Source organism: Bacillus sp. CR71 (genome assembly GCF_003429245.1).
Classification (GTDB): domain Bacteria; phylum Bacillota; class Bacilli; order Bacillales; family Bacillaceae_G; genus Bacillus_A; species Bacillus_A thuringiensis_S.
The window spans coordinates 4,087,011-4,112,419 of record NZ_CP031748.1 but is presented as its reverse complement, the minus strand read 5'-3'; the positions used below and the strand labels follow the sequence as shown (position 1 = coordinate 4,112,419).

Genomic DNA, 25,409 nt, shown 5'->3' with positions numbered 1-25,409 from the left:
GGGGAGTGTTCATTTTACACATAAAAATAATCATGTTACAGTGAAAAGACCTGACAAAGAATGGGAAGGAAAGGTTGTATAGAATGACAAATGAACAATCAATTGTAAAAGTCGATCGGTTAACGAAGCGAATTGGCTCAAAGACACTTGTACAAAATATTAGTTTTGAAGTGAAAAAAGGCGAGGTTGTCGGTTTACTCGGACCAAACGGTGCTGGAAAAACGACTTTAATGAGAATGATGGTTGGTATGATCCGTATGACAGAAGGTGAAGTATGGATTGATGGTCAATCTGTGAAACAGCAATTTGAAAAAAACGCTGCGAAAATTGGGGCGGTAATTGAGACACCCGAATTTTATCCTTTTTTGAGCGGGTATGAAAATTTAACATATTTCGGACGAATGAATGGTAATGTGACCGAAGAACGTATCGATGAAGTAGTGAAATTGTTAGGAATGGGACAAGTAATTAATCGTAAAGTAAAAGCATATTCACTTGGCATGAGACAACGTTTAGGAATCGCTCAGGCGCTTATTCACGATCCGGATGTGTTGGTACTAGATGAACCGACGAATGGATTAGACCCTAGTGGAATACATGAAATGAGAATGTACATAAAAAAAATTGCACATGAACAAGGAAAAGCTGTACTTGTATCGAGTCACTTACTTTCAGAAGTTGAATTAATGTGTGACAGAGTTATCATTATTCAGCACGGGGAATATGTGGCTACGCAAAACATTCAGCATAGTCAAAGTGAAGAGATGGAGACGATCCGTATACGTGTAGATGATGCGAATAAAGCAGCGGAAATGTTAGGGCATGATGTTTTAGTAAAAGATAATGAATTAATTATTAACGTAAAAGATGAAGAAATCCCAAATGTTATTCGTACATTGCTTGAGAAAAACATTCAAGTGTATCGTGTATATGAAGAAAGAAAAACGTTAGAAGAGCAATTTTTAGAATTAACAGGGGGAAAAGATATTGTTTAATTTAGTATATAACGAACTGTATAAAATATTTAAGCGGAAGCGAACGATTATTCCATTTGCGGTTATTGCAGTATTAATAATCGGATTAGGGTGGGTTACGGTAAAGTATTTTGAACCGGAAACAAAAGGATGGAAAGTAGATTATACAGAACGTACTGTAGAAATTGAGAAAAAGCTTGGCATGAAAAAAGAAGCTATTTTAGCAGAAAAATCAGGGGATGAGCTTGTAAAAGAATACCAGCTTAAGATGAAGCATTTAGATACGGATACAGCACCGGCAAGCAGTTCTCCACTTTCTTTCATGAGAGATACAGGTTTTATCGTATTTCCAATTTTGCTCCCATTTATCCTCGTGTATGCAAGTACAATTTTTGCGAATGAATATAGCTGGGGAACATATAAATTTTTAACAATCCGTCCGGCGAGTCGATTTAAAATTTTAACAGCAAAGTTTTTAGCAATCGTTATATTTGCAGCTTTATTGTTTATATTTAATATGATTTTCTCCGCTTTATGTGGACTTGTTATTTATAAATTCCAACAGCCTGCATGGAGTGAGTTTATTTTCCAAGATGGAAATATAATAAAACAAAATATTTTTGTGGAAGCAAGTAAATATTATGTTTTATCGTGGTTACCAACGGTTGTGTATGCATCGTTTGCATTTATGATTTCTGTGTTAACGAGATCTAGTGGAGGTGCAATTGGTATTTCACTATTCCTTGCTTTATCAGGCAATATTGCGTTATTAGCAGCCACTAGATATAACTGGGCGAAATATTTATTGCCAGCAAACACAGATTTATATAGTATTTCAAAGAATGGAAGTTTTATTGATGGAGTAACATTCCCGTTTGCATCATGTATGTTACTACTTTATTTGTTCGTATTTTTATGTATTTCATATACTGTGTTTTTAAAACGTGATTTAACTTAATAAGAAAAGCCGTTCAGGGTGCTGAGATGCACTTTGAACGGCTTTTTTTATGAGAATTGTTTAAGTGCTCTTTCGGCTAGTAAAGCAAAGTATTCGGCACTTATAGGCAGTGCCTCTTCATTAATTGTAAAAGCAGGATGATGCCATTCATGTGTACCGCTCGTTCCCATAAAGACGAATGAACCTGGTATTTCCTGTTGGTAAAATGAAAAATCTTCTCCAGCCATTGACGGACTAGGCGAGATGATATTAAGATTCATCTTTGTGGCAACGTGAGTAGATAAGTCTGTAAGAGCTTTATCGTTGTGAACAGCAGGAGGACCTGAATAAAAACGAAATTCCGTTTTTACACCTAATGCATCAGATACACCTTTAATAATACGCTCCATGAGTGCTGGGATCTTTTCACGTGTTTCAGCTTGGAACGTGCGAATAGTTCCTTCTAACGTAGCTTTTGCAGGAATCACGTTCCACGTATTTCCCGCATGAATATTTGTAACACTAACAACTGCATTATGAGATGAACTTATATTTCGGCTTACAATTGTTTGCAGTGCCATCACAATTTGAGAGGATGCGACAATAGGATCTACGCCAGCATCTGGTACAGCCGCGTGTGTACCAACTCCGTGAATTTCAATTTCAAATCGATCAACTCCGGCCATCAGTGGACCATCTTTAATGCCAATTGTACCTACTGATAAATCAGGTTTATTATGCATGCCGAAAATCGCTTGCACATTACGTAAATGTCCAGCATTAATAACTTTGCAAGCGCCATTACTACTTTCTTCAGCTGGTTGGAATATGAAGCGAACCGTTCCATTTAGGGAAGATTCTCTTTCTTTTAATAAGAAAGCAGTACCTAAAATAGCAGCTGTATGAAAATCGTGTCCACAAGCATGCATTTTCCCTGGTACTTTAGATGCATAGGACAAATGTGTTTCTTCTTGAATAGGAAGGGCATCAATATCAGCACGAACTGCTACAATTGGTCCGTTTTTATTACCAGACACTTCAGCGATAATTCCTGTTTCTAAATTGGAATCAATGATAGTAATGTTTTTTTCTTCTAACCAATTTTTTATTGCTTTTGTTGTTTCGAACTCTTCATATGATAGTTCTGGATACTCATGTAAATGTCGACGGATGGAAATAAGTTTTTCTTTTAGTTGATTTGAAATAGATACCATGTAGTATGCCTTCTTTCTTCAGCAAAATCTTTACTATAAGTATACAACAATAAAAGAGAGGATTTTCAAATGAAAATCCTCTCTCGTTCATGCTGCTATTTTTTTATGCGTATGATGCTTACGATAACGTCCGCGTCCACGCATTGCGTATGCAATTTGCGGGATTGCAATCCCGATTAAAATAAGTGATACACCGAACCATTGTGAAGATAGTACAGCCTCTTTTAAAACGAATACTGACATAATTGTTGTAACCGGTAGTTCCGCTGCACCAAGAATAGTCGCTAAGCCAGAACCGATTTTTGGAATTCCGATTGTAAAGGCAATAGATGGAATTACGATACTAAATGTTCCTAATCCTAAACCGTATTTCCAAAGACCTTGAGAAATGGCACCATTAAAAATAAATGTTGGTGGAAATACAATCATGACTAAAGTTAAAGCACCAGTCATTAAGAGAACACCGCGCGGTAATGAAGGTACTTCAACAGCAACTTTTCCGCTCACGAAAATGTATGTTGCGAATGTAACAGCAGATAATAAACCTAAAATGATTCCAGTCGTATCGAAAGCACCTGCTGATTGTTCTAGTAAACCACTGGATAAAAATGTCCCTACAAGTAAGAAAATAACAGAAATAACTTTTTCTCTTGAAGGTAATGTTTTTGTTGCGACTGCTTCAATGATAATTCCGACCCAAACGAATTGGAATAAAAGAATAATTGCAATAGAAGCTGGTACAGTTTTTAATGAAGCATAATAAAAAATTCCGGTAAAACTTGCAGATGTTCCTGCAACGAATAAAAGTAATGCTTGCTTTAAAGGAACGCGATGTCTAGAAAATAGAAGTGTAATAGCAAGCAAAATAATCCAACCGAACAAATATTGGCTGCCAATTACTTCTCCAAGTGAAAATCCTTCTGCATATGCAAGCTTAACAAAAATAGCTAAAATTCCATAACTACACGCTCCTAATAAAACTAAAAGAGAATAACGAAGCATGAAAAATTCCTCCCATCTATATGAAGTTGTTCCGTATCGAAAATATATAACTAGAGGGAAGTATACAAAATTAGAAATAAAGGGTCAAATGAAAGAAAAGTATGACATTTTATAGAATAATAATAAAAGTATGATATTTATGCATAATCTTGAAATTATTAATAGTAGAAGTATTATAAAATCAACTTTGCATTGTATAGAGACAGCATTTGAAAAAAATATTTTTTAAACCAATATGTAAATAGGCGTACTAGTAGCGTGCTAATTATTTGAGAAACTATGTTACCTTTGTTATGTTAATAACAATTAAAGGAGTTTCATAATCCATTTGAGTTTTTTCTATATAATAGAAGGAAATGAAAACGTTTTATTAGAAACTGTGGGGAAGTGTGGTTTTTCTTATTGCCACGTTGTAAAAGTGATTTCACGAATTGTTCATAGTATTTTTATGTGTTTTTGTTACAATATTTAGGGAGAGGAGTGGAATGATGCAAGATATTAGTATTTTTTTAGCGTTTGGCGCCGGGTTCTTATCATTTATTTCCCCATGTTGCTTACCGCTTTATCCGGCATTTTTATCGTACATAACAGGTATGTCGGTTTCTGAATTGAAAGAAGAAAATGCAATGCTTCGCAAAAGAAGTATGATACATACAGCGTTTTTCTTACTTGGATTTTCAATTATATTTATTGCAATTGGATTTGGTACAAGTTTTATTGGAGGAATCTTTACTGACTATAAAGATTTAATCAGACAGTTAGGTGGTATCTTTATCATCGTGTTCGGCTTAATTATTGTCGGGGTGTTTAAGCCGAAATTTTTAATGCAAGACCGTAAATTTACATTTAAAAATCGTCCAAGTGGCTATTTTGGATCAGTACTAATTGGATTAGCCTTTGCAGCAGGATGGACGCCATGTACCGGACCAATTCTAGTGTCCGTAATTGGATTAGCAGCAACAAACCCAGAATCTGCAATGATTTACATGATTGCTTACATACTTGGATTTGCTATCCCGTTTTTCGTACTGTCATTCTTTATTACGAAAATGTCTTGGATTAAAAGAAATAGTATGGCCTTCATGAAAATCGGAGGATATATTATGATTGTTATGGGTGTCTTCTTATACTTTAACTGGATGACGAAAATTATCGTATATTTCTCAAGTTTATTTGGTGGTTTTACCGGTTTTTAGTATTATTCTGCGAAAATGTTGGAAATACTAACGGAAAAGCATATAATGAAAGTATATTTTGCATATAGCCACAAAAAAGGATGAGAAAATATGAACATAGTTGTTTTATCCAGTATCGTTGCTGTTTGTATGGCTGTCGGTGCGATGTTTATTCGTTTAAAAGCAGCTAAGAAACCTGCAACATTGAAAAAAATTATACTTCCACCATTTTTTATGAGTACGGGCGCATTGATGTATGTTTTTCCTGAATTTCGATTAACTCCAGCAGAAATGTTAGAAGCAATTGGTGTCGGTTTGATTTTCTCTATTTTTCTTATTAAAACATCTAAATTTGAAATTAGAGGACAAGAGATTTATTTGAAGCGTTCAAAAGCCTTTGTTTTTATATTAATTGGATTACTTGTAGTGCGGATTGTATTTAAAACATACTTAAGCCAATCTCTTGATTTAGGACAACTTAGTGGCATGTTCTTCTTACTTGCGTTTGCGATGATTGTGTCATGGAGAATTGCAATGTATCGTTCCTTTACGAAATTACAGAAGGAAATGGAAAAAGAAGATGGTTTTTATAATGAAAAAGATATGAAGCTAACTTAAAAACTGTATATGTACCAAATAAAAAGACAGCGTCAAAGGCGCTGTCTTTTTTATCGAAAATAATATGAAGTTACTTTGCGAGTAAAGATTGATAGTTAGAATAATCAATCTTTTTTTCTTGTAGTTTTTTAATTAAAAATTTATGATCACGCTTTGGTGTGGCAATGATATATCCTTTAATAATTAAGTCTTGTGTAATTTGAGAGGCATTTTCTTGTAATGCAAGTTCCCCAATTTTGCCAGCGATTTTTGATTTTGCAACATCGCGAAATAGTTCTGGAACAGGACTTACAAGCTCTTCTAACAATTGTTTTTGTTCGTCAGCCCATAAATGTCTCGTTTTATTTATGTAGTGTTCTTCCCAATCCAAAATGGACATGCCGTCTTCTTTTGGTAATCGTTTTAAAAATTTTCTGAACATAAAGTATCCACCGATAGACATAAGTCCTAATAAAATAACCGTCCACAATACAATGAACCAACTGAACCATCCTTCGAGCAAGCATATCCCCCCTTAATGATTACGGTTTTCTTTTATTCATATTATATACAGTGAGATTAATAGAAAGCAAGAACGCTTGGTCATTTTGACCAAGCGTTATAGTTTAAACGAAGTATAGTTGTTCAACACATAAATTATTATTATCGTCTTCAACATACTCAATAATAAGTGTGCCAACTTTACGATCTTTATCTTCAGTTGTGAAAATAGAGTAAGAAGTAAAACGTGTTTTTGATAGGCCGCTTATATGTGTAGGTAAAGAAATGTAGTCGTTATCGCGGAAGAATTCCATCAGTTCAATATCCTCAAATTCTTTTCGGTCAACTTGTTTGTTTGTATAGCGGCGTTGAAGTTGTTTTAAAGATTCATTCCAAGAAATTGCTTTTGTGTCGTATACCATTGTTCTATCTCCTTACTGTATGTAATTATTAAGAACATACGTTCCAATCTAGTATACTCTTTTTATTAGAAAAGGGAAAGCAAAAAATAATGTAAGCTTGGATTTCCAAGCTTACATTATTGATGCGTCCGTCATAATCTCTATTTTTCATTATAAGTTAGATAAGAATAAGAAACAAGATGATATATATAATGTTGAGAGTTTTCAAATTTCTGTATATTATAGGTGTACTAAAGTGTAAGGGAATGAGAGGCATGGCATACGTAATTTCACTGCAAGGGCCGATGGCAAGCGGAAAAACAACATTGGCTAAAAGATTAGAAGAGAGAGGATATTCGGTTATATATGAAAATCCTTATCCAATTGTAGAAAAGCGAAAGCAATTAAATTTGGATGTGAATTCAAAAGAAGGGTTTATCATAAATCAAAAAATGTTTATCGAAGTAAAAATAAAGGAGTTTCAAAATGTGAAAGATTCAGTTGTTATTTTTGATCGTGGACCTGAAGATATTGAATTTTATACACTTTTTTATCCAATGATTATAGGGAAAGAGTGGGATATAGAAACTGGATTGAAAGATGAATTATATAAATTAAGAGAATGTCGTTCAGATGCTATTTTTTATTTAGATGTGACGAAAAAGAATGTATATGATAGAAAAAATAACGATAGGACAAGAAAACGAAGTACATTTGATGAGCAATTTAAATTAGTAGAAACGGAAAAAGATTGGTATAGACAATTTCCTGTAACTTATTTGGACACGAATAGATTAACAGTGGACGAATTAGAGGCATATTTTATGAGATGGTTGAAGGAGAAAGCGTTATGAAAAAAATACTTTTATTCGTATATCCAACATTTGCGGAGTTTGAAATAACGGTAGCTACAGCATTGCTGAAAAAGAAATATGACATCATTACAGTAGGTTTAACTAAGGAATTGGTTATAAGTGAAACTGGGTTGCAAGTGCAGCCGCATATAGAAGTAAGTGAAGTACGTGTAGATGAGTATGAGGGGATACTTATTCCAGGTGGAGAAGAAGTACAGTTAAAAGATGCAAAAACTCTTTTTTCAATCATTCGGCAATTTCATGAACAAGAAAAATTAGTGGCGGCAATTTGCGCTGGACCGTATGCGCTAGCAAAAGCAGGCTTATTTAAGGGGATTTCTTATACTGCGACTATAGATTATCAAAAATTCGATTGTTTTCCAGTAAAAAATTTTGTGTATGAAGAAGTTGTGAAACATTCAAATATTATTACAGCACAGGGGCATGCATTTGTAGCATTTGGAATAGTGATTGCCTCTTATTTTGGAGTGGCAGACGAACATAATACAAATTTTTATTGTGGTAAAGGCAATGTAGTAATGGAGAAACTTTTACGAGAAAACGTGTAAAAGCTAGCAAATGCTAGCTTTTTTCTTTTTTACACCGATAAATTACTAACGTTTTTGGATCGCGCCATATACCGTTATGGAGAGATAATTCCTTGTTGATTTCTTCTGTTAGCCATTCTTTCATCTCGGCTTGAAGATACATATTATCGGGTATATTTAGCGATGGAAACATGCTAGAAATATAGTTTACTATTGGGGTAGCATGATGAAAAACGAGCGCATTATGAATAACTGTTTCTTCAACAGTTGGAAAAACGGATTGTAATATCTCTTTACCGTTTTCTAAACAAAATGGAGTGACTGATGATGTTGTTTTCGGTAAATCAAATGCGTCTAACATGCGGTTACACATTTCAATTATACGAGGTAGTGTATCGTTAGAATTTGTTGTAGCTAAAAGTGAGCCGCCGGGACGAATTACTTTATGTAATCCTTGAATTGTTGTTTCAACGTCTTTCACATGGTATAACATATGTCTTGCAATTATTAGGTCATAACAATTTGTTTCAAAAGGAAGTTTATTAGCATCCCCTCGTTTCCATTCTATTAAGTTATTCGTCTTAGCAGCTTGAGCAAGCATAGCTTGGGATTGATCCAACCCGGTTAATGGGCCTTTATGACCATTTGTTTGTAAAAGGGAAAGGAATTTTCCACTAGCGCACCCAACCTCTAATATGCTTTCTTCCCCTTGAAGTTGTAAATGTTCAATAACGATTTCATCTAAATTCACTTGTTTTTCTTCGTAATGTTTATGCGTATCGATACGTGTTTGTAAATTGTTACTGACGCTATATTGCCGTTTTACATCATTCATTTTTTCACATTCCACCTTCGTGCAAAATTGCTGAATCGCATGTGTTAATACGTCGGTTTTCTTTAAACCTTCATATTGAAGTGCAGATTCAAACCTTTCAAGTAATTTTTCTTCAATTCGAAAATGAATATCTTTTCGCTTCGTCATTGAAATATCGCCCCTTTGCATCTGTTAGTGAGACTATAGCACGTCTGAAAAATTTGTGTAAATCATTTGTGTACACAAATGGAGGAGATGAAAAAAATGTTTGAATGTGAGTTTAAACTATTGACGATTTAACCGTTTTCATATATTCTTAAATTAAGAAATATTCAAATAATTAAAAGAAATGAGAGAGTCACATGCTTCTCCAAGGAACACATCGAATTGGTCGTATGGCCATGTTGTTGGCACTTGCGGATGAGAATGAAAGCCCTGTATTATCTATTCCAAAAGGTTGGAAGTATTGTACGGGGAAAGTGGGTTCGATGAATTCGCAAAAAGTTGTAGCAGCAATGGAAACAGCGGCTAAGAGCAACCAAGTTATTGAAACAGATGTTTACAGAGAAACACATGCACTTTATCATGCAATTATGGAAGCATTGTACGGAGTGACGAGAGGTCAAATTCAGTTAGCAGACGTTCTTCGTACAGTAGGACTTCGATTTGCGATTGTGCGCGGTAGACCATACGACGGAAAAAAAGAAGGCGAATGGGTTGCTGTTGCGCTATATGGAACGATTGGTGCACCTGTAAAAGGATCTGAGCATGAGGCGATTGGTTTAGGAATTAATCACATATGATTTGCCCATAGTCTATTAGTTAGAAGGGGGCCTTACTTTTTTAGGACAGAAGTCTGTCTTAAAAAGATAAGGTCCCCTTTTGCCTTTTTAAGGAGGAAAAAAAGAATGATTACGTTAACAGGACACACATTGACAATTGAAGAAATGAAGAGATTGTTACTTGAAGGGGAAGGTGTAACAGCCTGTCCAACTAGTATGCAAAAGGTGGCGGAGTGCCGCGAAGTTGTTGAGAAAATTGTCGAGGACGGAAAAGTCGTTTATGGTATTACAACTGGATTTGGAAAGTTCAGTGATGTGCTTATTCAAAAAGATGATGTAAAGGCACTTCAACACAATTTAATTCAGTCACATGCATGCGGTATAGGCGATCCATTCCCTGAAGAAGTATCACGCGGTATGTTAATTTTACGAGCGAACACGATGCTTAAAGGAGTATCTGGTGTTAGACCGCTTGTTGTAAATATGCTTCTTGAGTTTGTAAATCGTAAAATTCACCCAGTTGTCCCGCAACAAGGTTCACTTGGTGCAAGTGGAGATTTAGCACCTTTATCTCATCTCGCTCTCGTATTATTAGGCGAAGGTGAAGTGTTCTATAAAGGGAAACGCGTTCATGCAATGGTTGCTCTTACAGAAGAAGGGCTTGAGCCAATTGAACTTGAAGCGAAAGAAGGTCTTGCGTTAATTAATGGTACGCAGGCGATGACAGCACAAGGAGTTCTTTCTTATATAGAGGCAGAAGCAACGGCGTATCAAGCTGAACTAATTGCTTCGATGACAATTGAAGGGTTACAAGGCATTATTGATGCATTTGATGAAAATGTTCATAAAGCACGTGGTTATAAAGAGCAAGTAGATGTAGCAAGCAGAATTCGTGACATTCTTCATGATAGTAAGTTAACAACAAAACAAGGAGAACTACGTGTACAGGATGCCTATTCACTTCGCTGTATCCCGCAAGTACACGGTGCTTCTTGGCAAGTTTTGAATTATGTGAAAGAAAAATTAGAAATTGAAATGAATGCAGCAACGGATAATCCGCTAATCTTTGATGGCGGAGAAAAAGTAATTTCGGGCGGGAATTTCCATGGTCAACCGATTGCGTTTGCGATGGACTTCTTAAAAGTAGGAATGGCGGAACTTGCAAATATTTCGGAGCGTCGTATTGAGCGTTTAGTAAATCCGCAATTAAATGATTTACCTCCATTTTTAAGTCCAGAACCAGGACTTCAGTCTGGTGCAATGATTATGCAGTATGCAGCAGCATCACTTGTTTCTGAGAATAAAACGTTAGCACATCCAGCGAGTGTAGATTCAATCCCGTCGTCAGCTAACCAAGAAGATCATGTAAGTATGGGAACAATTGCTTCACGCCATGCACATCAAATTATTCAAAATGCAAGACGTGTTCTTTCAATTGAGATGATTTGTGCAATGCAAGCAGCAGAATATCGTGGTATTGAAAACATGAGTACAGTGACGAAGAGCTTCTACCATCAAGGTCGTCAGCAAGTACCTTCTATTACAAATGACCGTATATTCTCAACGGATATTGAAAATATTGCGCATTGGTTAAAAACGAATTATTCGATAAAAGAAAGATTAGATGTAAACGCAGCACTATAAAATGAGAAAAGGGAGAGATTGAAATGGAAAAAGTACAACAAACAATTCGCGCGCCAAGAGGTACAGAGTTACAAACGAAAGGGTGGGTGCAAGAAGCTGCACTTCGTATGTTAATGAACAATTTAGATCCTGAAGTTGCTGAAAAACCAGAAGAATTAGTTGTATATGGCGGAATTGGCCGTGCAGCTCGTAACTGGGAAAGCTACAATGCAATTGTAGATTCATTAAAAACGTTAGAAAGCGATGAAACGTTACTTGTTCAATCAGGAAAACCAGTTGCCATTTTTAAATCACATGAAGATGCACCGCGCGTTCTGTTAGCGAACTCAAACTTAGTACCAAAATGGGCGAATTGGGATCACTTCCGAGAACTAGAGAAAAAAGGACTTATGATGTACGGACAAATGACAGCTGGTAGCTGGATTTACATTGGAACACAAGGGATTCTACAAGGAACATATGAAACATTTGGTGAGGCAGCTCGTCAACATTTCGATGGTTCATTAAAAGGTACATTAACACTTACTGCTGGTTTAGGTGGTATGGGTGGTGCACAACCTCTTGCTGTAACGATGAATGGCGGTGTTGTCATTGCTATTGATGTAGATAAGCGCAGCATCGATCGTCGTATTGAAAAGAGATATTGTGATAAGTATACAGAATCATTAGAAGAAGCATTGGCTATTGCAAACGAGTATAAAGAGAAGAAAGAGCCTATTTCAATTGGATTATTAGGTAATGCAGCAGAAATTTTACCTGAGTTAGTAAATCGTAATATTATCCCTGAATTAGTTACGGACCAAACATCTGCTCATGATCCATTAAACGGTTATATTCCAGTAGGTTATACGTTAGAAGAGGCAGCGAAACTTCGTGAAGAAGACCCAGAACGTTACGTACAATTATCAAAAGAAAGTATGACAAAGCACGTAGAAGCAATGCTTGCGATGCAAGAAAAAGGCGCAATTACATTTGATTACGGAAATAACATTCGCCAAGTTGCTTTCGATGAAGGTTTGAAAAATGCTTTCGATTTCCCAGGATTTGTTCCAGCATTTATTCGTCCATTATTCTGTGAAGGAAAAGGACCATTCCGCTGGGTAGCTCTTTCTGGTGATCCAGAAGATATTTATAAAACAGATGAAGTAATTTTACGAGAATTCGCTGACAATGAGCATTTATGTAACTGGATTCGTATGGCGCGTCAACAAGTGGAGTTCCAAGGGCTTCCATCACGTATTTGTTGGCTAGGTTACGGTGAGCGTGCGAAGTTTGGCCGCATCATTAATGAAATGGTGGCAAATGGTGAATTATCAGCACCGATCGTTATTGGTCGTGACCATTTAGATTGCGGTTCAGTAGCATCTCCAAACCGTGAAACAGAAGCGATGAAAGACGGTAGTGATGCAGTAGCAGACTGGCCAATTTTAAATGCATTAATTAATAGTGTAAACGGTGCGAGTTGGGTATCTGTTCACCACGGTGGCGGCGTTGGTATGGGTTATTCACTTCACGCTGGAATGGTTATTGTTGCAGATGGAACAGAAGCAGCAGCAAAACGTATTGAGCGCGTATTAACTTCTGACCCTGGTATGGGTGTTGTTCGTCACGTTGATGCAGGATATGACTTAGCAGTGGAAACTGCGAAAGAAAAAGGCGTTAACATTCCAATGATGAAATAAGGGGGAGAAAACATGCTGGACACTTTACTAATAAATATCGGTCAATTACTAACAATGGATCAAGAAGATGGCTTGTTAAGGCGGGAAGCGATGAACACGCTTCCTGTTATCGAAAACGGTGTGGTTGGAATTGAAAATGATGTAATCACTTTCGTTGGAACAGCGGAAGAAGCGAAAGGACTTCAGGCGAAAGAAGTTATTGATTGCGGCGGGAAAATGGTTTCTCCTGGTCTTGTTGATCCGCATACTCATCTTGTATTTGGTGGATCTCGCGAAAATGAAATCGCACTAAAATTACAAGGAGTTCCGTACTTAGAAATTTTAGAACAAGGCGGAGGTATTCTTTCAACTGTAAATGCAACGAAACAGGCGTCGAAGGAAGAACTTGTTCAAAAAGCGAAATTCCATTTAGACCGTATGCTATCTTTCGGAGTTACTACTGTAGAAGCGAAGAGCGGTTACGGATTAGATGATGAGACGGAATGGAAACAATTAGAGGCAACAGCACAATTACAAAAAGAGCATCCGATCGATTTAGTTTCCACATTTTTAGGTGCTCATGCAGTTCCGAAAGAATATAAAGGTAGATCGAAAGAATTTTTACAATGGATGTTAGACTTATTGCCAGAAATGAAAGAGAAGCAATTAGCGGAGTTCGTTGATATTTTCTGTGAAACAGGTGTGTTCTCTGTCGAAGAATCAAAAGAGTTTTTATTAAAAGCGAAAGAGCTTGGCTTTGATGTGAAAATTCATGCGGATGAAATAGACCCTCTTGGTGGCGCGGAAGCAGCGGCAGAAATTGGTGCAGCATCAGCGGACCATTTAGTTGGCGCTTCTGATAAAGGGATTGAAATGCTTGCAAACTCGAATACAGTAGCAACATTATTACCAGGAACAACTTTCTATTTAAATAAAGAAAGCTTTGCTCGTGGTCGTAAAATGATTGATGAAGGTGTTGCAGTTGCGTTAGCTACAGACTTTAACCCAGGTAGCTGTCCAACTGAAAATATTCAGCTTATTATGAGCATTGCGATGCTAAAACTGAAAATGACACCAGAAGAAGTGTGGAATGCCGTAACGGTTAACTCATCATATGCCATTAACCGTGGTGATGTAGCTGGGAAAATTAGAGTTGGTCGTAAGGCAGATTTAGTTTTATGGGATGCTTATAATTATGCTTACGTACCGTATCATTACGGCGTAAGTCATGTGAATACAGTATGGAAGAATGGTAATATTGCATATACAAGAGGTGAACAATCGTGGAGCACGGCCACTATTTAAAGAAGAATGCAAAGTTTATTGATCGTGAAGTGACAAAATGGAGTGAGATGATTAAAGATTGGGAGGAAGGCGTAGAAATATTCGGTGCTGCCTTAATTGGAGCACCCCTTTCTAAGCCATCTATTAGTCATTCAGGAGCAAGTTTTGCTCCAAAAACAATTCGTGCGATGTTAGATGCATATAGTACGTACGCAATTACAGAAGAACACGATATGAAAGAAAGTGTCTTATATGATTGCGGCGATATCACGATGCATGTGACGGATATAAAAGAAAGTCATAACCGAATTGAGAAAACAGTTGGTCATGTAACGAAAGTAAATCCGAACATGGTACCAATCGTTCTTGGTGGTGACCACTCGATTAGTTTTCCGAGTATAACAGGCTTTACAAACAGTAAAGGAAAGGTCGGGATTATTCAATTTGATGCTCATCATGATTTACGTAATTTAGATGATGGAGGCCCGTCAAATGGTACACCATTCCGTAGTTTATTAGAAAATGATGTCATTACAGGGAAACAACTTGTTCAAATTGGAATTCGTAATTTTTCTAACGCACGTGCGTACCATGAATATGCAATAGAGCATGGCGTAACAGTGTATACAATGAAAGACGTACGAGAGCGAGAAATAAAAGATATTATCACGGAAAGTATTGAAGTATTAAGAAAACAAGGTGTGACTTCTATTTATATTTCTCTTGATATGGATGTACTAGACCAAGCGTTTGCACCAGGTTGTCCAGCAATTGGGCCTGGTGGAATGGATAGTACGACTTTACTAGATGCGATTGAATTCCTTGGTAAAGAACCGCTCGTTCAAGGAATGGATATAGTAGAGATTGATCCAACTCTTGATTTTAGGGATATGACGAGCCGAGTAGCTGCGCAAGTAATTATGAGTTTTCTTTTAGCGAGGGAAACAATTAGTAAGCGGGTTAGTATATAGACGGAAAAGTAGATCTTTATCTATGCATTATCAAAAACACATTACTACTCAAAAGTAGTGATGTGTTTTTATGTTAAAAGAGAATGAATGTGTATGGAACCGTTAATAAAATTGCGGGTTGTTATAGTGTATTGTGTAAATTTAATTTCTTGCTTCTGAAGTGTTGACTTGTAAAATAATTTTATGATAAAATAAAATTTTTGCTAAAAAACTAAAAGTATGTTAAGCTTGAGAAGGTTACCATATATGGAGGTGGATTATTTGTTTCAAATTGGCGATAACATTGTTTATCCAATGCAGGGAGCAGGTATAATTAAAGCCATAGAAGAGAAGGAAATCTCAGGAGAAAAACAACAGTATTATGTTATAAAAATGTCGGCTAGTAATATGGAACTAATGATTCCAGCAGGGAGAATATCGAATTCGAATATACGACCAGTTACGGATATAACCGCATTAGTACACATAATGGATATTTTTCAACATGGGGAGTCAGATAGATTACTTACGTGGAAACAAAGGTATAAATTGAACACTGATAAAATAAAGACGGGTAAAATGCAAGAAGGTGCTGAAGTTGTGCGTGATTTAATGCGTATACAGAAAGAAAAAGCACTTAATGCAAGCGAAAAGAAGATGTTAGATAACGCATATGAATTTTTGATTAGTGAGCTGGGATTAATTGAAGGTATCACAGAAAATCAGATAAAAAGCTTTTGTTAAGGTTCATTACAAATAATGTATTATATCCCAAAAAAGATCTTGAATTTTTTGGGAACATAATTATAGAAAATTTATCATTTCAAAGACATTCAACTCTTTCACACCACTTTTAGAGCATTACCTCTATTGTTATTACTACAATCAAATCCATTTTTATTTTTTAATTTCATTTATGAATGTTCGAAGTTTAATTGAATACTTCGATAAAATAGTTACTTGATTTTTGCAATCCTGATTCACACTGGCACGGACGAGGAGCCGTAAGGATGAAAGAGAGGTAGGGCTTTCATTGTTTTAGGTATATAAGTTATTATTTTTAGAAGAATACTGAACCATATTCACTTCTATTGATAAGGTATTTTTTATATTAAAGAGATAAATGAATTGACAACCATATATGTTCAACAAAAAAGGTTTCCTTCTAAGGAAACCTTTTTAATATTATTTATAGCATTTTATTTTTTTTATATTCGAATTTTTTATTGTAAAGTCGTAAAAATTGACGTTACTATCTAAAAGTAAGTATGATGCGATTATAGTAAGATTTTTTAGGGGGAAGAAAGATGACAAGTTCAAGTAATAAAGCAGCGAGTATTTATGAAGGAACAAATGTAAACGCTGGGGGATCTTTTGAAAACGTTGAAGAAACAAAGTTGTTTGATCCAATTCAAATTGGAGCTTGGTCTCTTCGTAATCGTATAGCAATGGCACCAATGACAAGATGCTTTGCAGATAATGAGACTGGAGCAGTGGGTGCTGATGTAGTGGAATACTATAGAAAGCGTGCTGCTGACGGAGTTGGATTAATTATTACAGAAGGAATTGTCATTAGTCCAAGAGCGAAAGGGAATCCAGGAGTACCAGGAATTTATACACAAGAACAAATCGATTCTTGGAAACCTGTTACAGAGGCAGTACATAAAGAAGGCGGGACGATTATTGCTCAAATATGGCATGTTGGGCGTATGAGTCATCATGAAATAATTGGTGGCCAAATGCCGCAAGCACCATCTGCTATCGCTGCAGAGGGAAATGTTCCACGTTTTCGTAAACCGTTTGATACGCCAGAAGCAATGACGTTAGAAGAAATACAAGAAGTGATTGGTCAATACGCACAAGCTGCGAAAAATGCAATCGAAGCTGGATTTGATGGAATAGAAATTCACGGTGCACACGGATATTTAATTGATCAATTTACGTATGACTCTGCGAATAAGCGAACAGATAAATATGGCGGTAATTTAAAACAAAGGTTAACGTTTATGAAAGAAGTAACGGCTGCTGTAATAGAAGCTGTTGGAGCTAATAAAACACTTCTTCGCTTCTCTGCTTTCAAAGGTGATAATCCTACTTATATGTGGGAAAATCCTGAGCTTGCAATTGAAACGTTCGTAAATATGTTCAAAGAAGTTGGATTAACGATGATCCATCCTTCAACGATGAATTATACGCAAGAAATTGCTGACGGAAAGAATTTTCATCAACTAGTAAGAAAATATTGGGATGGTACAATTGTTGGGGTTGGTAATTTAAATCCGAAAGAGGCCGAAGAAGCGTTGCAAGAAGGAACGATTGATGTAGTGGCATTCGGCAGACCGTTAATTGCTAATCCAGACTTTGTTCATCGAATTAAACATGCTGAAAGTTTAGTTGAATATGACGCGAAAGAGCATCTTGTTACGTTAGTATGAATAAAGATAAAAGGAGAACACATCGAGTGTTCTCCTTTTATTATGGGATTTTATAGGGGGAAGCGGGATGAGTGAAACGCTACTCGTTATTATTAGTATATTACTATTTTTAATGTTGCTTTTAATCGTCTTTTTTATCATTACATTTTTTATAAAAAAACGAACACATCATTCTATTTTAAAGTTACATCCATACTTAGGAAGAATGCGCTACTTACTGGAAAAGATAGGACCTGAATTTCGACAATATTGGTTTGATCATGATACGGATGGAAAGCCTTTCTCACGTTATGATTTTCAAAGTGTTATGTTTTTAGCGAAATATCGCTCTGAAATACTTGGTTTTGGATCAAAACGAGATTTTGAAGCTTCTGGCTATTATATTGCTAATACATTATTTCCGATATTGACTGAGGAATTAAGTGTGAATCTCACGCAAGAGCGAGAAGGTAAAAAGTACGTGATTCATAAAGAAGGGTTATTTTCAAGAAGAGAAAAATTGACAGCGGATACAACGAATCTTTGGCTGTACGAAGAAGATGATGCAATTATAGTCGGTGAGAACCGTAAATATCCGTGGAAGCTACATGGTATGTTTGGTGCATCTGCGACTTCTTACGGCGCGATTGGAGAAAATTATATTTTAGCGAGTGGTTTTGGAGCAAAAATGGCAGGCGGATCGTGGATTAATACTGGTGAAGGTGGCGTTATTCCAGAACATTTACATACAGGAGCAAATATCCTTGCGCAAATTGGTCCAGGGTTATTTGGATACCGCGATGAGGACGGTAATTTTTCAATGGGAAAATTCAGGGAGAAAGCAAAAGAAAGTAATATTAGAGCATTCGAATTGAAATTTGGGCAAGGTGCTAAAATACGTGGTGGTCATCTAGAGGGACAAAAAGTAAATGAGAAAATTGCTTCTGTTCGCAACGTCAGAAAGGGAGAGACGATTAATTCACCGAATCGATTTTCATTTTTAAAGAATGCAACGGATACACTTTGTTTTATTCAACAGTTGCAAGAAAGCGGCGGTAAACCAGTTGGAATGAAAATTGTAATTGGTCAGCAGGAGCCTTTGGAAGATTTATTTAAAACGATGAAAGAGTTAAATATCTATCCAGATTTCATTACAATTGATGGTTCAGAAGGTGGATCAGGAGCGACGTATAAATCGATGGCAGATAGTATGGGAATGCCGCTTATTCCAGCGTTACTGACATGTATTGATACAGCGAATCATTATGGTGTTCGGGACAAATTCAAAGTGTTTGCATCGGGGAAATTAATCACACCAGATAAAGTGGCGATTGCTTTAGCGATTGGAGCGGATGCTGTAAGTTCAGCCCGCGGATTTATGATGGCAAGCGGCTGTATTATGGCCCTTCAATGTAATTCTGGCCAATGTCCATCTGGTGTAGCCACGACGAATCCGCATTATCAAAAAGCGTTAGATCCGTATGAGAAGAAGTGGCGAGTCATGAATTATATTATTAGTATGAGATATAGTTTATTTTCATTAGCAGCGGCAGCGGGAGTGAAGAGCCCGCGCCATTTAACTAGAGAGCATATTGTGTTTAAAGACGAGATGGGGAGAGTAGTTCCTCTTTCGGAATTGTTTCCTATAGTAAATCAAATCTAAAAGTATATTTGATATGTAAGATTTTTCAGAGGAATAATCATATTGTTTGGAAAAATTAGGAGTATAATAGGGAAGTGTTTTTAAAAATGACTATTTTTAGGGAGAGATTTACTTGCAGCAAGGTTCGTACAGTATTACAATTTTTTTACTCGTCATAGGGCTCGTTATATTTAGACGCATGCGTTCTATGAATCGACCAATTAAAAATAAAGGAAGACGATTACTATTGCCATTATTCTTCTTATTACCAGGTTTTTCTTTATATGCTGCACCGATACAACTTGTTGGTTGGCAAATTGGTATAGCTGCTGGGATCGGTCTGTTATTGTCAATTCCACTTATTATTTTAAGTGGGTATGAAGTTAGAGAAGATGGCCAAATTTATGCGAAAAAAAGTATCGCTTTTATTGCTACATTTTTAGTTATCGTTCTTTTACGTGCTTATTTTAGAAGACATTTACAAGGTTTAGATCCAAAGTCAATTGGCATTCTTTTCTACACTCTTGCGGTTTGTTATATAGTACCCTGGCGTATTGGATGCTATATGAAATTTCGTAAAGTATATGTAGAGAAAGAGAAAATTGAGATGTCAATAAGCTAAAAGTCATACATTTGTATGGCTTTTTCTTTTAAAATTTATCGGGTAAACGAATGAAAATAAGGTGTGAAAAAAACATCGTTTAATTTTCTGAATATTTTTACTTGAATTTCTTGAAAAATCATTGTAATCCACTGGGATAAAGGCGTTTATAAAGGTTTTCACATGTAATGAAAAGTGCTCGTTCACTTGAAAGAACAAAAAATGTTTGTTAAGGTAGGGAACCATAAGCGAATACAAGAAAATAGAAAAAGTCATTTTTCGAAATTTTGAATGGCTTATGGGCTAAGGGAGAGATTTGGTGAAGATTGAAATTATGGTTTCGCTTGCTATTTATATGGCAGGTATGTTGTATATCGGATATTGGTCTTATAAGAAGACATCCGATTTATCAGATTATATGTTAGGCGGAAGAGGACTCGGTCCAGCAGTTACAGCTTTATCAGCTGGTGCTTCTGACATGAGTGGTTGGATGCTAATGGGATTACCTGGTGCGATGTATGCAACAGGATTATCAAGTGTATGGATTGCGATAGGTTTATTAATAGGTGCTTATGCAAACTATTTAATCATTGCCCCGCGTTTACGAACGTATACAGAAGTGGCAAATGATTCAATTACGATTCCAGACTTTTTAGAAAATCGGTTTAAAGATCGTACGAAAATACTTCGTTTTGTCTCCGCTATCGTCATTTTAGTATTTTTCACATTTTATGCGTCGGCTGGTTTAGTTTCAGGTGGACGTTTGTTTGAAAATTCTTTTAACCTTGATTATAAAATTGGTTTATTTGTAACAGTGGGTGTCGTTGTTGCGTATACACTATTTGGTGGTTTTCTAGCCGTAAGTTGGACGGACTTTGTGCAAGGGTGTATTATGTTTATTGCGCTTGTACTAGTGCCAATTGTTGCTTTTACGGATGTCGGTGGTGTAACAGAAACATTCAATACGATTAAGCAAGTTGATGCATCACATTTAGATATGTTTAAAGGGACTACAATACTTGGTATTATTTCATTTTTAGCATGGGGTCTTGGGTATTTTGGTCAACCACATATTATTGTCCGCTTTATGGCAATTACCTCTATTAAAGATTTAAAAACTTCTCGTAGAATCGGTATCGGTTGGATGACGATTTCAATTATAGGTGCAATGCTTACTGGTCTAATTGGTATCGCTTATTATGCTAAAAATAATGCGACATTACAAGATCCAGAAATGGTCTTTGTAACATTCTCAAATATTTTATTCCATCCATACATTACAGGATTTTTATTATCAGCTATTTTGGCTTCGATTATGAGTAGTATTTCCTCACAATTACTTGTTATTTCAAGTGCAGTAACGGAAGACTTTTATAAAACATTTTTCCGTCGTAACGCAAGTGACAGAGAACTTGTATTTATCGGTAGATTATCAGTATTAGTAGTAGCTATGATCGCAGTTGTTTTAGCGTATCATCCAAGTGATACAATTTTAACACTTGTAGGTTATGCCTGGGCTGGATTTGGTTCAGCATTCGGACCAGCTATTTTATTAAGTTTATATTGGAAAAGGACGAATAAGTGGGGCGTTCTTGCAGGTATGATTGTTGGTGCAGTAGTTGTTATAGCATGGGTACAAATTCCAAGTTTAAAAGCGACTATGTATGAAATGGTACCTGGATTCTTCTGTAGTTTATTAACTGTTATCGTTGTAAGTTTATTAACGAAAGAACCCGTTAAGGCAGTTCATCGTGAATTTAATGAGATGGAAGCAGTGCTGGAAGAGGAAACGAAATAATTAGCGAAGAGAGTAAACGAAACTGGCGTTTACTCTCTTTTTATTTAAAATGAAAATACGGAATTCGTTGACAACTAAAAGTAAGTAACTTATAATAAATTTGAGTTCAAGATAATTTATGTTACGAATACAGATTTTAAATAGAGTAAATATTTTTTGAGAATTATCTCGAATTTGAGATGATTTTGATAAAGTAGACATTCAAGTGTGATATTATAATTAATATCTCGAATTCGAGATAAGATTATAATGACGGATTTTACTTTTCAGTATGGACAAAATGAATAATGAATTTTAATGAATAAAAGTTTTTAAAATGAAATAAAAAGGGGCGGAGAAAATGACAAAGAAAACGATGGGAATTCACCACATTACAGCAATCGTAGGACATCCACAAGAAAATGTAGATTTTTATGCTGGTGTATTGGGGTTACGTTTAGTGAAACAAACAGTGAATTTTGATGATCCAGGTACGTACCATCTTTATTTTGGAAATGAAGGAGGAAAGCCTGGAACAATTATTACGTTTTTCCCATGGGCAGGTGCTCGTCAAGGTATTATTGGAGATGGTCAAGTAGGAATTACGTCTTACGTTGTACCAAAAGGTGCAATGGAGTTTTGGGAAAATAGATTAGAAAAATTCGATGTTTCGTATACAAAAATGACTCGTTTTGGAGAACAGTATTTAGAATTTGATGATCCGCATGGTTTGCATATAGAATTAGTTGAAAGAGAAGAAGGCGAATTAAATAATTGGAGTTTTGGAGAAGTTACACCAGAAGTAGCAATTAAAGGGTTTGGAGGTGCTGTTCTTTTATCTGCACAGCCTCAAAAAACAGCTGAATTGTTAGAACATATTATGGGTCTTGAGAAAATTGGAGAAGAGGGTGAATTTGTTCGATTCCGTTCTTCTGCTGACATTGGAAATATTATTGATTTGAAATTATCAACAATCGGTCGTGGCCAAATGGGCGTTGGCACAGTTCATCATATTGCTTGGAGAGCGAGTGACGATGCAGATCAGCTAGACTGGAAAGAGCATATGACTCGTTTTGGATATCACGTAACTCCTGTACAAGACCGAAATTATTTTAACGCGATTTATTTTAGAGAACATGGTGAAATCTTATTTGAAATTGCAACAGATCCTCCTGGTTTCGCTCATGATGAATCGTTAGAGACGATGGGTGAGGAATTAAAGTTACCGGAACAATATGAACAACATAGAAAACAGATTGAACAAACGCTTTTACCATTTGAAGTGAGAAATTTAGATTAAAGTGATTGAAGGGGGAAAAGGATTATGATGAAACATGTTTTTCAAAAAGGAAAAGATACGTCAAAACCAGTGTTGTTATTACTTCATGGCACAGGTGGTAATGAATTAGATTTACTATCACTTGCAGAAATAGTTGATCCGGAAGCGTCGGTATTAAGCGTTAGGGGAAATGTGTTAGAGAATGGGATGCCGCGTTTCTTCCGCCGATTAGCAGAAGGCATTTTTGATGAAGAGGATTTAATTTTCCGTACGAAGGAATTAAATGAATTTTTAGATGAAGCGGCTAAAGAATATAAATTCGATAGAAATAACATTGTAGCTATCGGTTATTCGAATGGGGCAAATATCGCAGCAAGCTTATTATTCCATTACGAAAATGCATTGAAAGGTGCTGTGCTTCATCACCCAATGGTACCAAGAAGAGGAATGCAATTAGCAAATTTAGCAGGGAAATCTGTGTTTATTGCTGCTGGGACAAATGACCCAATTTGTTCATCAGCAGAGTCCGAGGAATTGAAGGTACTATTAGAAAATGCAAACGCGAATGTAACAATACATTGGGAAAATCGAGGGCATCAATTAACGATGGGTGAAGTAGAAAAAGCAAAAGAGTGGTATGACAAAGCATTTTAAAAAAGAAGCATCTGCTAACGATTAGCAGATGCTTCTTTTTTATTTAAGACTGGATTGCAAGATGAGATGAAGAAAGTGGTAGCTCAATATCAACAATCGTACCTTTATTTAATTCGCTTGAAATGTGTAATTTACCATGATGTTCTTCAATTATTTTGTAACACATCATTAATCCTAGTCCTGTGCCTTTTTCTTTTAAACTATAAAAAGGTTCGCCTAGACGGGAGATACGATCTTCTGGAATGCCACAACCTTCATCGATAATTCGTATTAAGATGAAATTATCCTCTAATGGTTTTGTTTGAATGAAAATATTTCCGCCATTTGGCATCGCTTCTATCGCATTTTTTAATATGTTTATAAAAACTTGTTTTAATTGGTTACCGTCACATTGAATATCATATACGTAATCAAAATGATCCATGATGATATGAACGCTATGCATAATTGCAGTCGGTAAAATAAATGTAACTACCTCTTCAATTAAAGTTTGTATGTTACAAGTTTGGATAGATAATACTTGTGGCTTAGACATCGCCATAAATTGACTCGTGATGGATTCCATTTGTGAAATCTCACTTAACATAACATCGATATACCATTTTTGCTCCTCATTTATTTCAGGGAGGAGCAACGTTAGAAAACCTTTTAGAGAAGTGAGTGGATTTCGAATTTCATGGGCAATTCCAGCTGTCAGTTGTCCGACTACTGCGAGCTTCTCAGATTTTCGTAATAACTTTTCAGTTTCTTTTAGCTCAGTAACATCTCTCCCCATCACGATAAGACCTTTGCGAGAACCGTCAGGATGATAAAGCGGGACTTTTGATATACTTAAGATTAGATCGAAATCATCTCTATGTATAATAAATTCCTCGCCATGAAGAATTTGTCTTTGTTGCCATGCTAGTTCATCAATTTCTTCACAATGTAAAAAAGCTTCTCGGTATGCTTCATTATATTGAATGAGTTCGCTATCTTTTTTCCCATGGTAAGGTACATGATGGAAATTGAAGCAAGAAAGTGCGTAGTCATTTGCCTCAAGCCAGCGCCCTTCATGATCTTTAAATATAACAAAGGCAGGCATGGAGTTTACTAATGTACGTAATCTCTTCTCACTTTCTTTTAGCATATTCTCAATTCTTTCTGATTTTTCAAGCGGCTTCATAATAGCATATACGCCAGTAAGACGATTTTGAACAAAAATAGGAACTAGTTTTGTCACAACATCTAATAAGAATCCATTTTTATGATAAATAGATAAGATATACTCTTGTTGATTATCCGCTTCAGTATTCTTTATATTTTGTAATACTTGCTCAGAAATATGGGCTTCTAAAATAGAGGTAATATTTTTCTGTTCTAATTCTAAAGAAGTGTAACCTAATATTCTTTCGGCAGAAGGATTTATATGTAGAATAACTCCTTCTAAATTTAATGAAATAATACTATCAGGATTGTGTTCGAACAGAGATGCGTACATTTCTGTTAATGAACGATCTTGTATATGGTTTCGCAAACGTCTAGAAATGTTCGGATGACGTTTTTTTTGAGTTGGTGAATATTTTTTACGACTCATAATAGTTCCTCCGTACAAATAGCATCTAAAAAGATTTGTCTATTCATAACTATAATATAGATGTAATGTGTATTTCTATAAAAAATGGAAGTTATAGAATAAATTTTGTTTTTTTTATTTTTTGCAAG

The 25,409-nt window shown here is 35.9% G+C and carries 25 protein-coding genes; 19 read left to right on the top strand and 6 right to left on the bottom strand.

The annotated features are described in order from the left end of the window. The first annotated feature begins 83 nt into the window (after positions 1 to 83). Both DOS87_RS20515 and DOS87_RS20510 read left to right on the top strand, forming a co-directional pair. Complete coding sequence (locus DOS87_RS20515; protein ID WP_208730121.1) at positions 84 to 995, top strand: ABC transporter ATP-binding protein; 912 nt, start codon at positions 84 to 86, stop codon at positions 993 to 995. Beyond that, positions 988 to 1,932, top strand: coding sequence for an ABC transporter permease (locus DOS87_RS20510; RefSeq protein WP_000482759.1), 945 nt, complete (start codon positions 988 to 990; stop codon positions 1,930 to 1,932). Before DOS87_RS20515 ends, DOS87_RS20510 begins: the two co-directional genes overlap by 8 nt. Before the next feature lie 47 nt (positions 1,933 to 1,979). Here the strand turns inward: DOS87_RS20510 and DOS87_RS20505 are convergent, their stop codons facing one another. After that, a complete protein-coding gene (locus tag DOS87_RS20505; RefSeq protein ID WP_000253664.1) occupies positions 1,980 to 3,125 on the bottom strand; it encodes a M20 peptidase aminoacylase family protein in 1,146 nt (381 codons plus the stop codon). Positions 3,126 to 3,212: 87 nt separating this feature from the next. Then, positions 3,213 to 4,127: an EamA family transporter gene (locus DOS87_RS20500; RefSeq protein WP_000947042.1), complete on the bottom strand. Its 915-nt coding sequence runs from the start codon at positions 4,125 to 4,127 to the stop codon at positions 3,213 to 3,215. Positions 4,128 to 4,449: 322 nt separating this feature from the next. Between DOS87_RS20500 and DOS87_RS30555 the strand changes: the two genes are divergently transcribed. The 3 genes from DOS87_RS30555 (at position 4,450) to DOS87_RS20490 (ending at position 5,920) form a co-directional block, all read left to right on the top strand. After that, on the top strand, positions 4,450 to 4,599 hold the full coding sequence (locus tag DOS87_RS30555; protein WP_074790237.1) for a peptidase T: 150 nt from the start codon (positions 4,450 to 4,452) through the stop codon (positions 4,597 to 4,599). Between the two features lie 16 nt (positions 4,600 to 4,615). Beyond that, a complete protein-coding gene (gene ccdA / locus DOS87_RS20495) occupies positions 4,616 to 5,323 on the top strand; it encodes a cytochrome c-type biogenesis protein CcdA (protein ID WP_001152674.1) in 708 nt (235 codons plus the stop codon). 90 nt (positions 5,324 to 5,413) lie between these two features. Next, positions 5,414 to 5,920: a CcdC family protein gene (locus DOS87_RS20490; protein ID WP_001028640.1), complete on the top strand. Its 507-nt coding sequence runs from the start codon at positions 5,414 to 5,416 to the stop codon at positions 5,918 to 5,920. A 70-nt stretch (positions 5,921 to 5,990) separates the two neighbouring features. Here the strand turns inward: DOS87_RS20490 and DOS87_RS20485 are convergent, their stop codons facing one another. Continuing rightward, positions 5,991 to 6,422: a DUF2621 domain-containing protein gene (locus DOS87_RS20485; protein ID WP_000889371.1), complete on the bottom strand. Its 432-nt coding sequence runs from the start codon at positions 6,420 to 6,422 to the stop codon at positions 5,991 to 5,993. A gap of 103 nt (positions 6,423 to 6,525) precedes the next feature. Continuing rightward, the gene (locus tag DOS87_RS20480; RefSeq protein ID WP_000262400.1) at positions 6,526 to 6,822 is read right to left on the bottom strand and encodes a hypothetical protein; all 297 of its coding nucleotides are present in this window, start codon (positions 6,820 to 6,822) and stop codon (positions 6,526 to 6,528) included. 254 nt (positions 6,823 to 7,076) lie between these two features. Between DOS87_RS20480 and DOS87_RS20475 the strand changes: the two genes are divergently transcribed. Beyond that, complete coding sequence (locus DOS87_RS20475; RefSeq protein ID WP_000332115.1) at positions 7,077 to 7,655, top strand: AAA family ATPase; 579 nt, start codon at positions 7,077 to 7,079, stop codon at positions 7,653 to 7,655. Beyond that, positions 7,652 to 8,224: a DJ-1/PfpI family protein gene (locus tag DOS87_RS20470; protein WP_000722190.1), complete on the top strand. Its 573-nt coding sequence runs from the start codon at positions 7,652 to 7,654 to the stop codon at positions 8,222 to 8,224. The genes DOS87_RS20475 and DOS87_RS20470 overlap by 4 nt, the downstream gene beginning before the upstream one ends. 13 nt (positions 8,225 to 8,237) lie before the next feature. Here DOS87_RS20470 and DOS87_RS20465 read toward each other — a convergent pair whose 3' ends face one another. Next, entirely contained in the window at positions 8,238 to 9,185 is a 948-nt protein-coding gene (locus tag DOS87_RS20465) for a class I SAM-dependent methyltransferase (RefSeq protein WP_208730120.1), read from the bottom strand. A 194-nt stretch (positions 9,186 to 9,379) separates the two neighbouring features. On the opposite strand from DOS87_RS20465, the gene hutP reads away from it, so the two are divergent. From hutP to DOS87_RS20405, 12 genes are all read left to right on the top strand, one after another. After that, complete coding sequence (hutP, locus tag DOS87_RS20460) at positions 9,380 to 9,820, top strand: histidine utilization transcription antiterminator HutP (RefSeq protein ID WP_000926515.1); 441 nt, start codon at positions 9,380 to 9,382, stop codon at positions 9,818 to 9,820. 105 nt (positions 9,821 to 9,925) lie between these two features. Continuing rightward, on the top strand, positions 9,926 to 11,443 hold the full coding sequence (gene hutH, locus DOS87_RS20455; protein WP_000631844.1) for a histidine ammonia-lyase: 1,518 nt from the start codon (positions 9,926 to 9,928) through the stop codon (positions 11,441 to 11,443). Between the two features lie 23 nt (positions 11,444 to 11,466). Next, positions 11,467 to 13,125, top strand: coding sequence for a urocanate hydratase (gene hutU / locus DOS87_RS20450; protein ID WP_000416939.1), 1,659 nt, complete (start codon positions 11,467 to 11,469; stop codon positions 13,123 to 13,125). A 12-nt stretch (positions 13,126 to 13,137) separates the two neighbouring features. After that, on the top strand, positions 13,138 to 14,409 hold the full coding sequence (gene hutI, locus DOS87_RS20445) for an imidazolonepropionase (protein ID WP_000887549.1): 1,272 nt from the start codon (positions 13,138 to 13,140) through the stop codon (positions 14,407 to 14,409). Continuing rightward, positions 14,388 to 15,359 (top strand): formimidoylglutamase, encoded by a 972-nt coding sequence (hutG, locus tag DOS87_RS20440; protein WP_098578356.1) that lies wholly within the window; start codon positions 14,388 to 14,390, stop codon positions 15,357 to 15,359. The genes hutI and hutG overlap by 22 nt, the downstream gene beginning before the upstream one ends. A 261-nt stretch (positions 15,360 to 15,620) precedes the next feature. Continuing rightward, positions 15,621 to 16,082, top strand: coding sequence for a CarD family transcriptional regulator (locus tag DOS87_RS20435; protein WP_170264802.1), 462 nt, complete (start codon positions 15,621 to 15,623; stop codon positions 16,080 to 16,082). A 563-nt stretch (positions 16,083 to 16,645) separates the two neighbouring features. Beyond that, entirely contained in the window at positions 16,646 to 17,773 is a 1,128-nt protein-coding gene (locus DOS87_RS20430) for an alkene reductase (protein ID WP_000204594.1), read from the top strand. A 67-nt stretch (positions 17,774 to 17,840) separates the two neighbouring features. Next, positions 17,841 to 19,415, top strand: a complete 1,575-nt coding sequence (locus DOS87_RS20425) for an FMN-binding glutamate synthase family protein (RefSeq protein ID WP_000005159.1) — start codon at positions 17,841 to 17,843, stop codon at positions 19,413 to 19,415. A gap of 112 nt (positions 19,416 to 19,527) precedes the next feature. Next, on the top strand, positions 19,528 to 20,016 hold the full coding sequence (locus DOS87_RS20420) for a cytochrome c biogenesis protein CcdC (protein ID WP_001183916.1): 489 nt from the start codon (positions 19,528 to 19,530) through the stop codon (positions 20,014 to 20,016). Positions 20,017 to 20,314: 298 nt separating this feature from the next. Further along, entirely contained in the window at positions 20,315 to 21,793 is a 1,479-nt protein-coding gene (gene putP / locus DOS87_RS20415) for a sodium/proline symporter PutP (protein WP_000687593.1), read from the top strand. Between the two features lie 340 nt (positions 21,794 to 22,133). Then, positions 22,134 to 23,072, top strand: coding sequence for a ring-cleaving dioxygenase (locus tag DOS87_RS20410; RefSeq protein WP_000163260.1), 939 nt, complete (start codon positions 22,134 to 22,136; stop codon positions 23,070 to 23,072). A 24-nt stretch (positions 23,073 to 23,096) separates the two neighbouring features. Then, positions 23,097 to 23,705: an alpha/beta hydrolase gene (locus DOS87_RS20405; protein WP_000975496.1), complete on the top strand. Its 609-nt coding sequence runs from the start codon at positions 23,097 to 23,099 to the stop codon at positions 23,703 to 23,705. Positions 23,706 to 23,748: 43 nt separating this feature from the next. Here DOS87_RS20405 and DOS87_RS20400 read toward each other — a convergent pair whose 3' ends face one another. Beyond that, on the bottom strand, positions 23,749 to 25,281 hold the full coding sequence (locus tag DOS87_RS20400; RefSeq protein WP_000087650.1) for a BA3702 family sensor histidine kinase: 1,533 nt from the start codon (positions 25,279 to 25,281) through the stop codon (positions 23,749 to 23,751). Between the last annotated feature and the right edge of the window lie 128 nt (positions 25,282 to 25,409).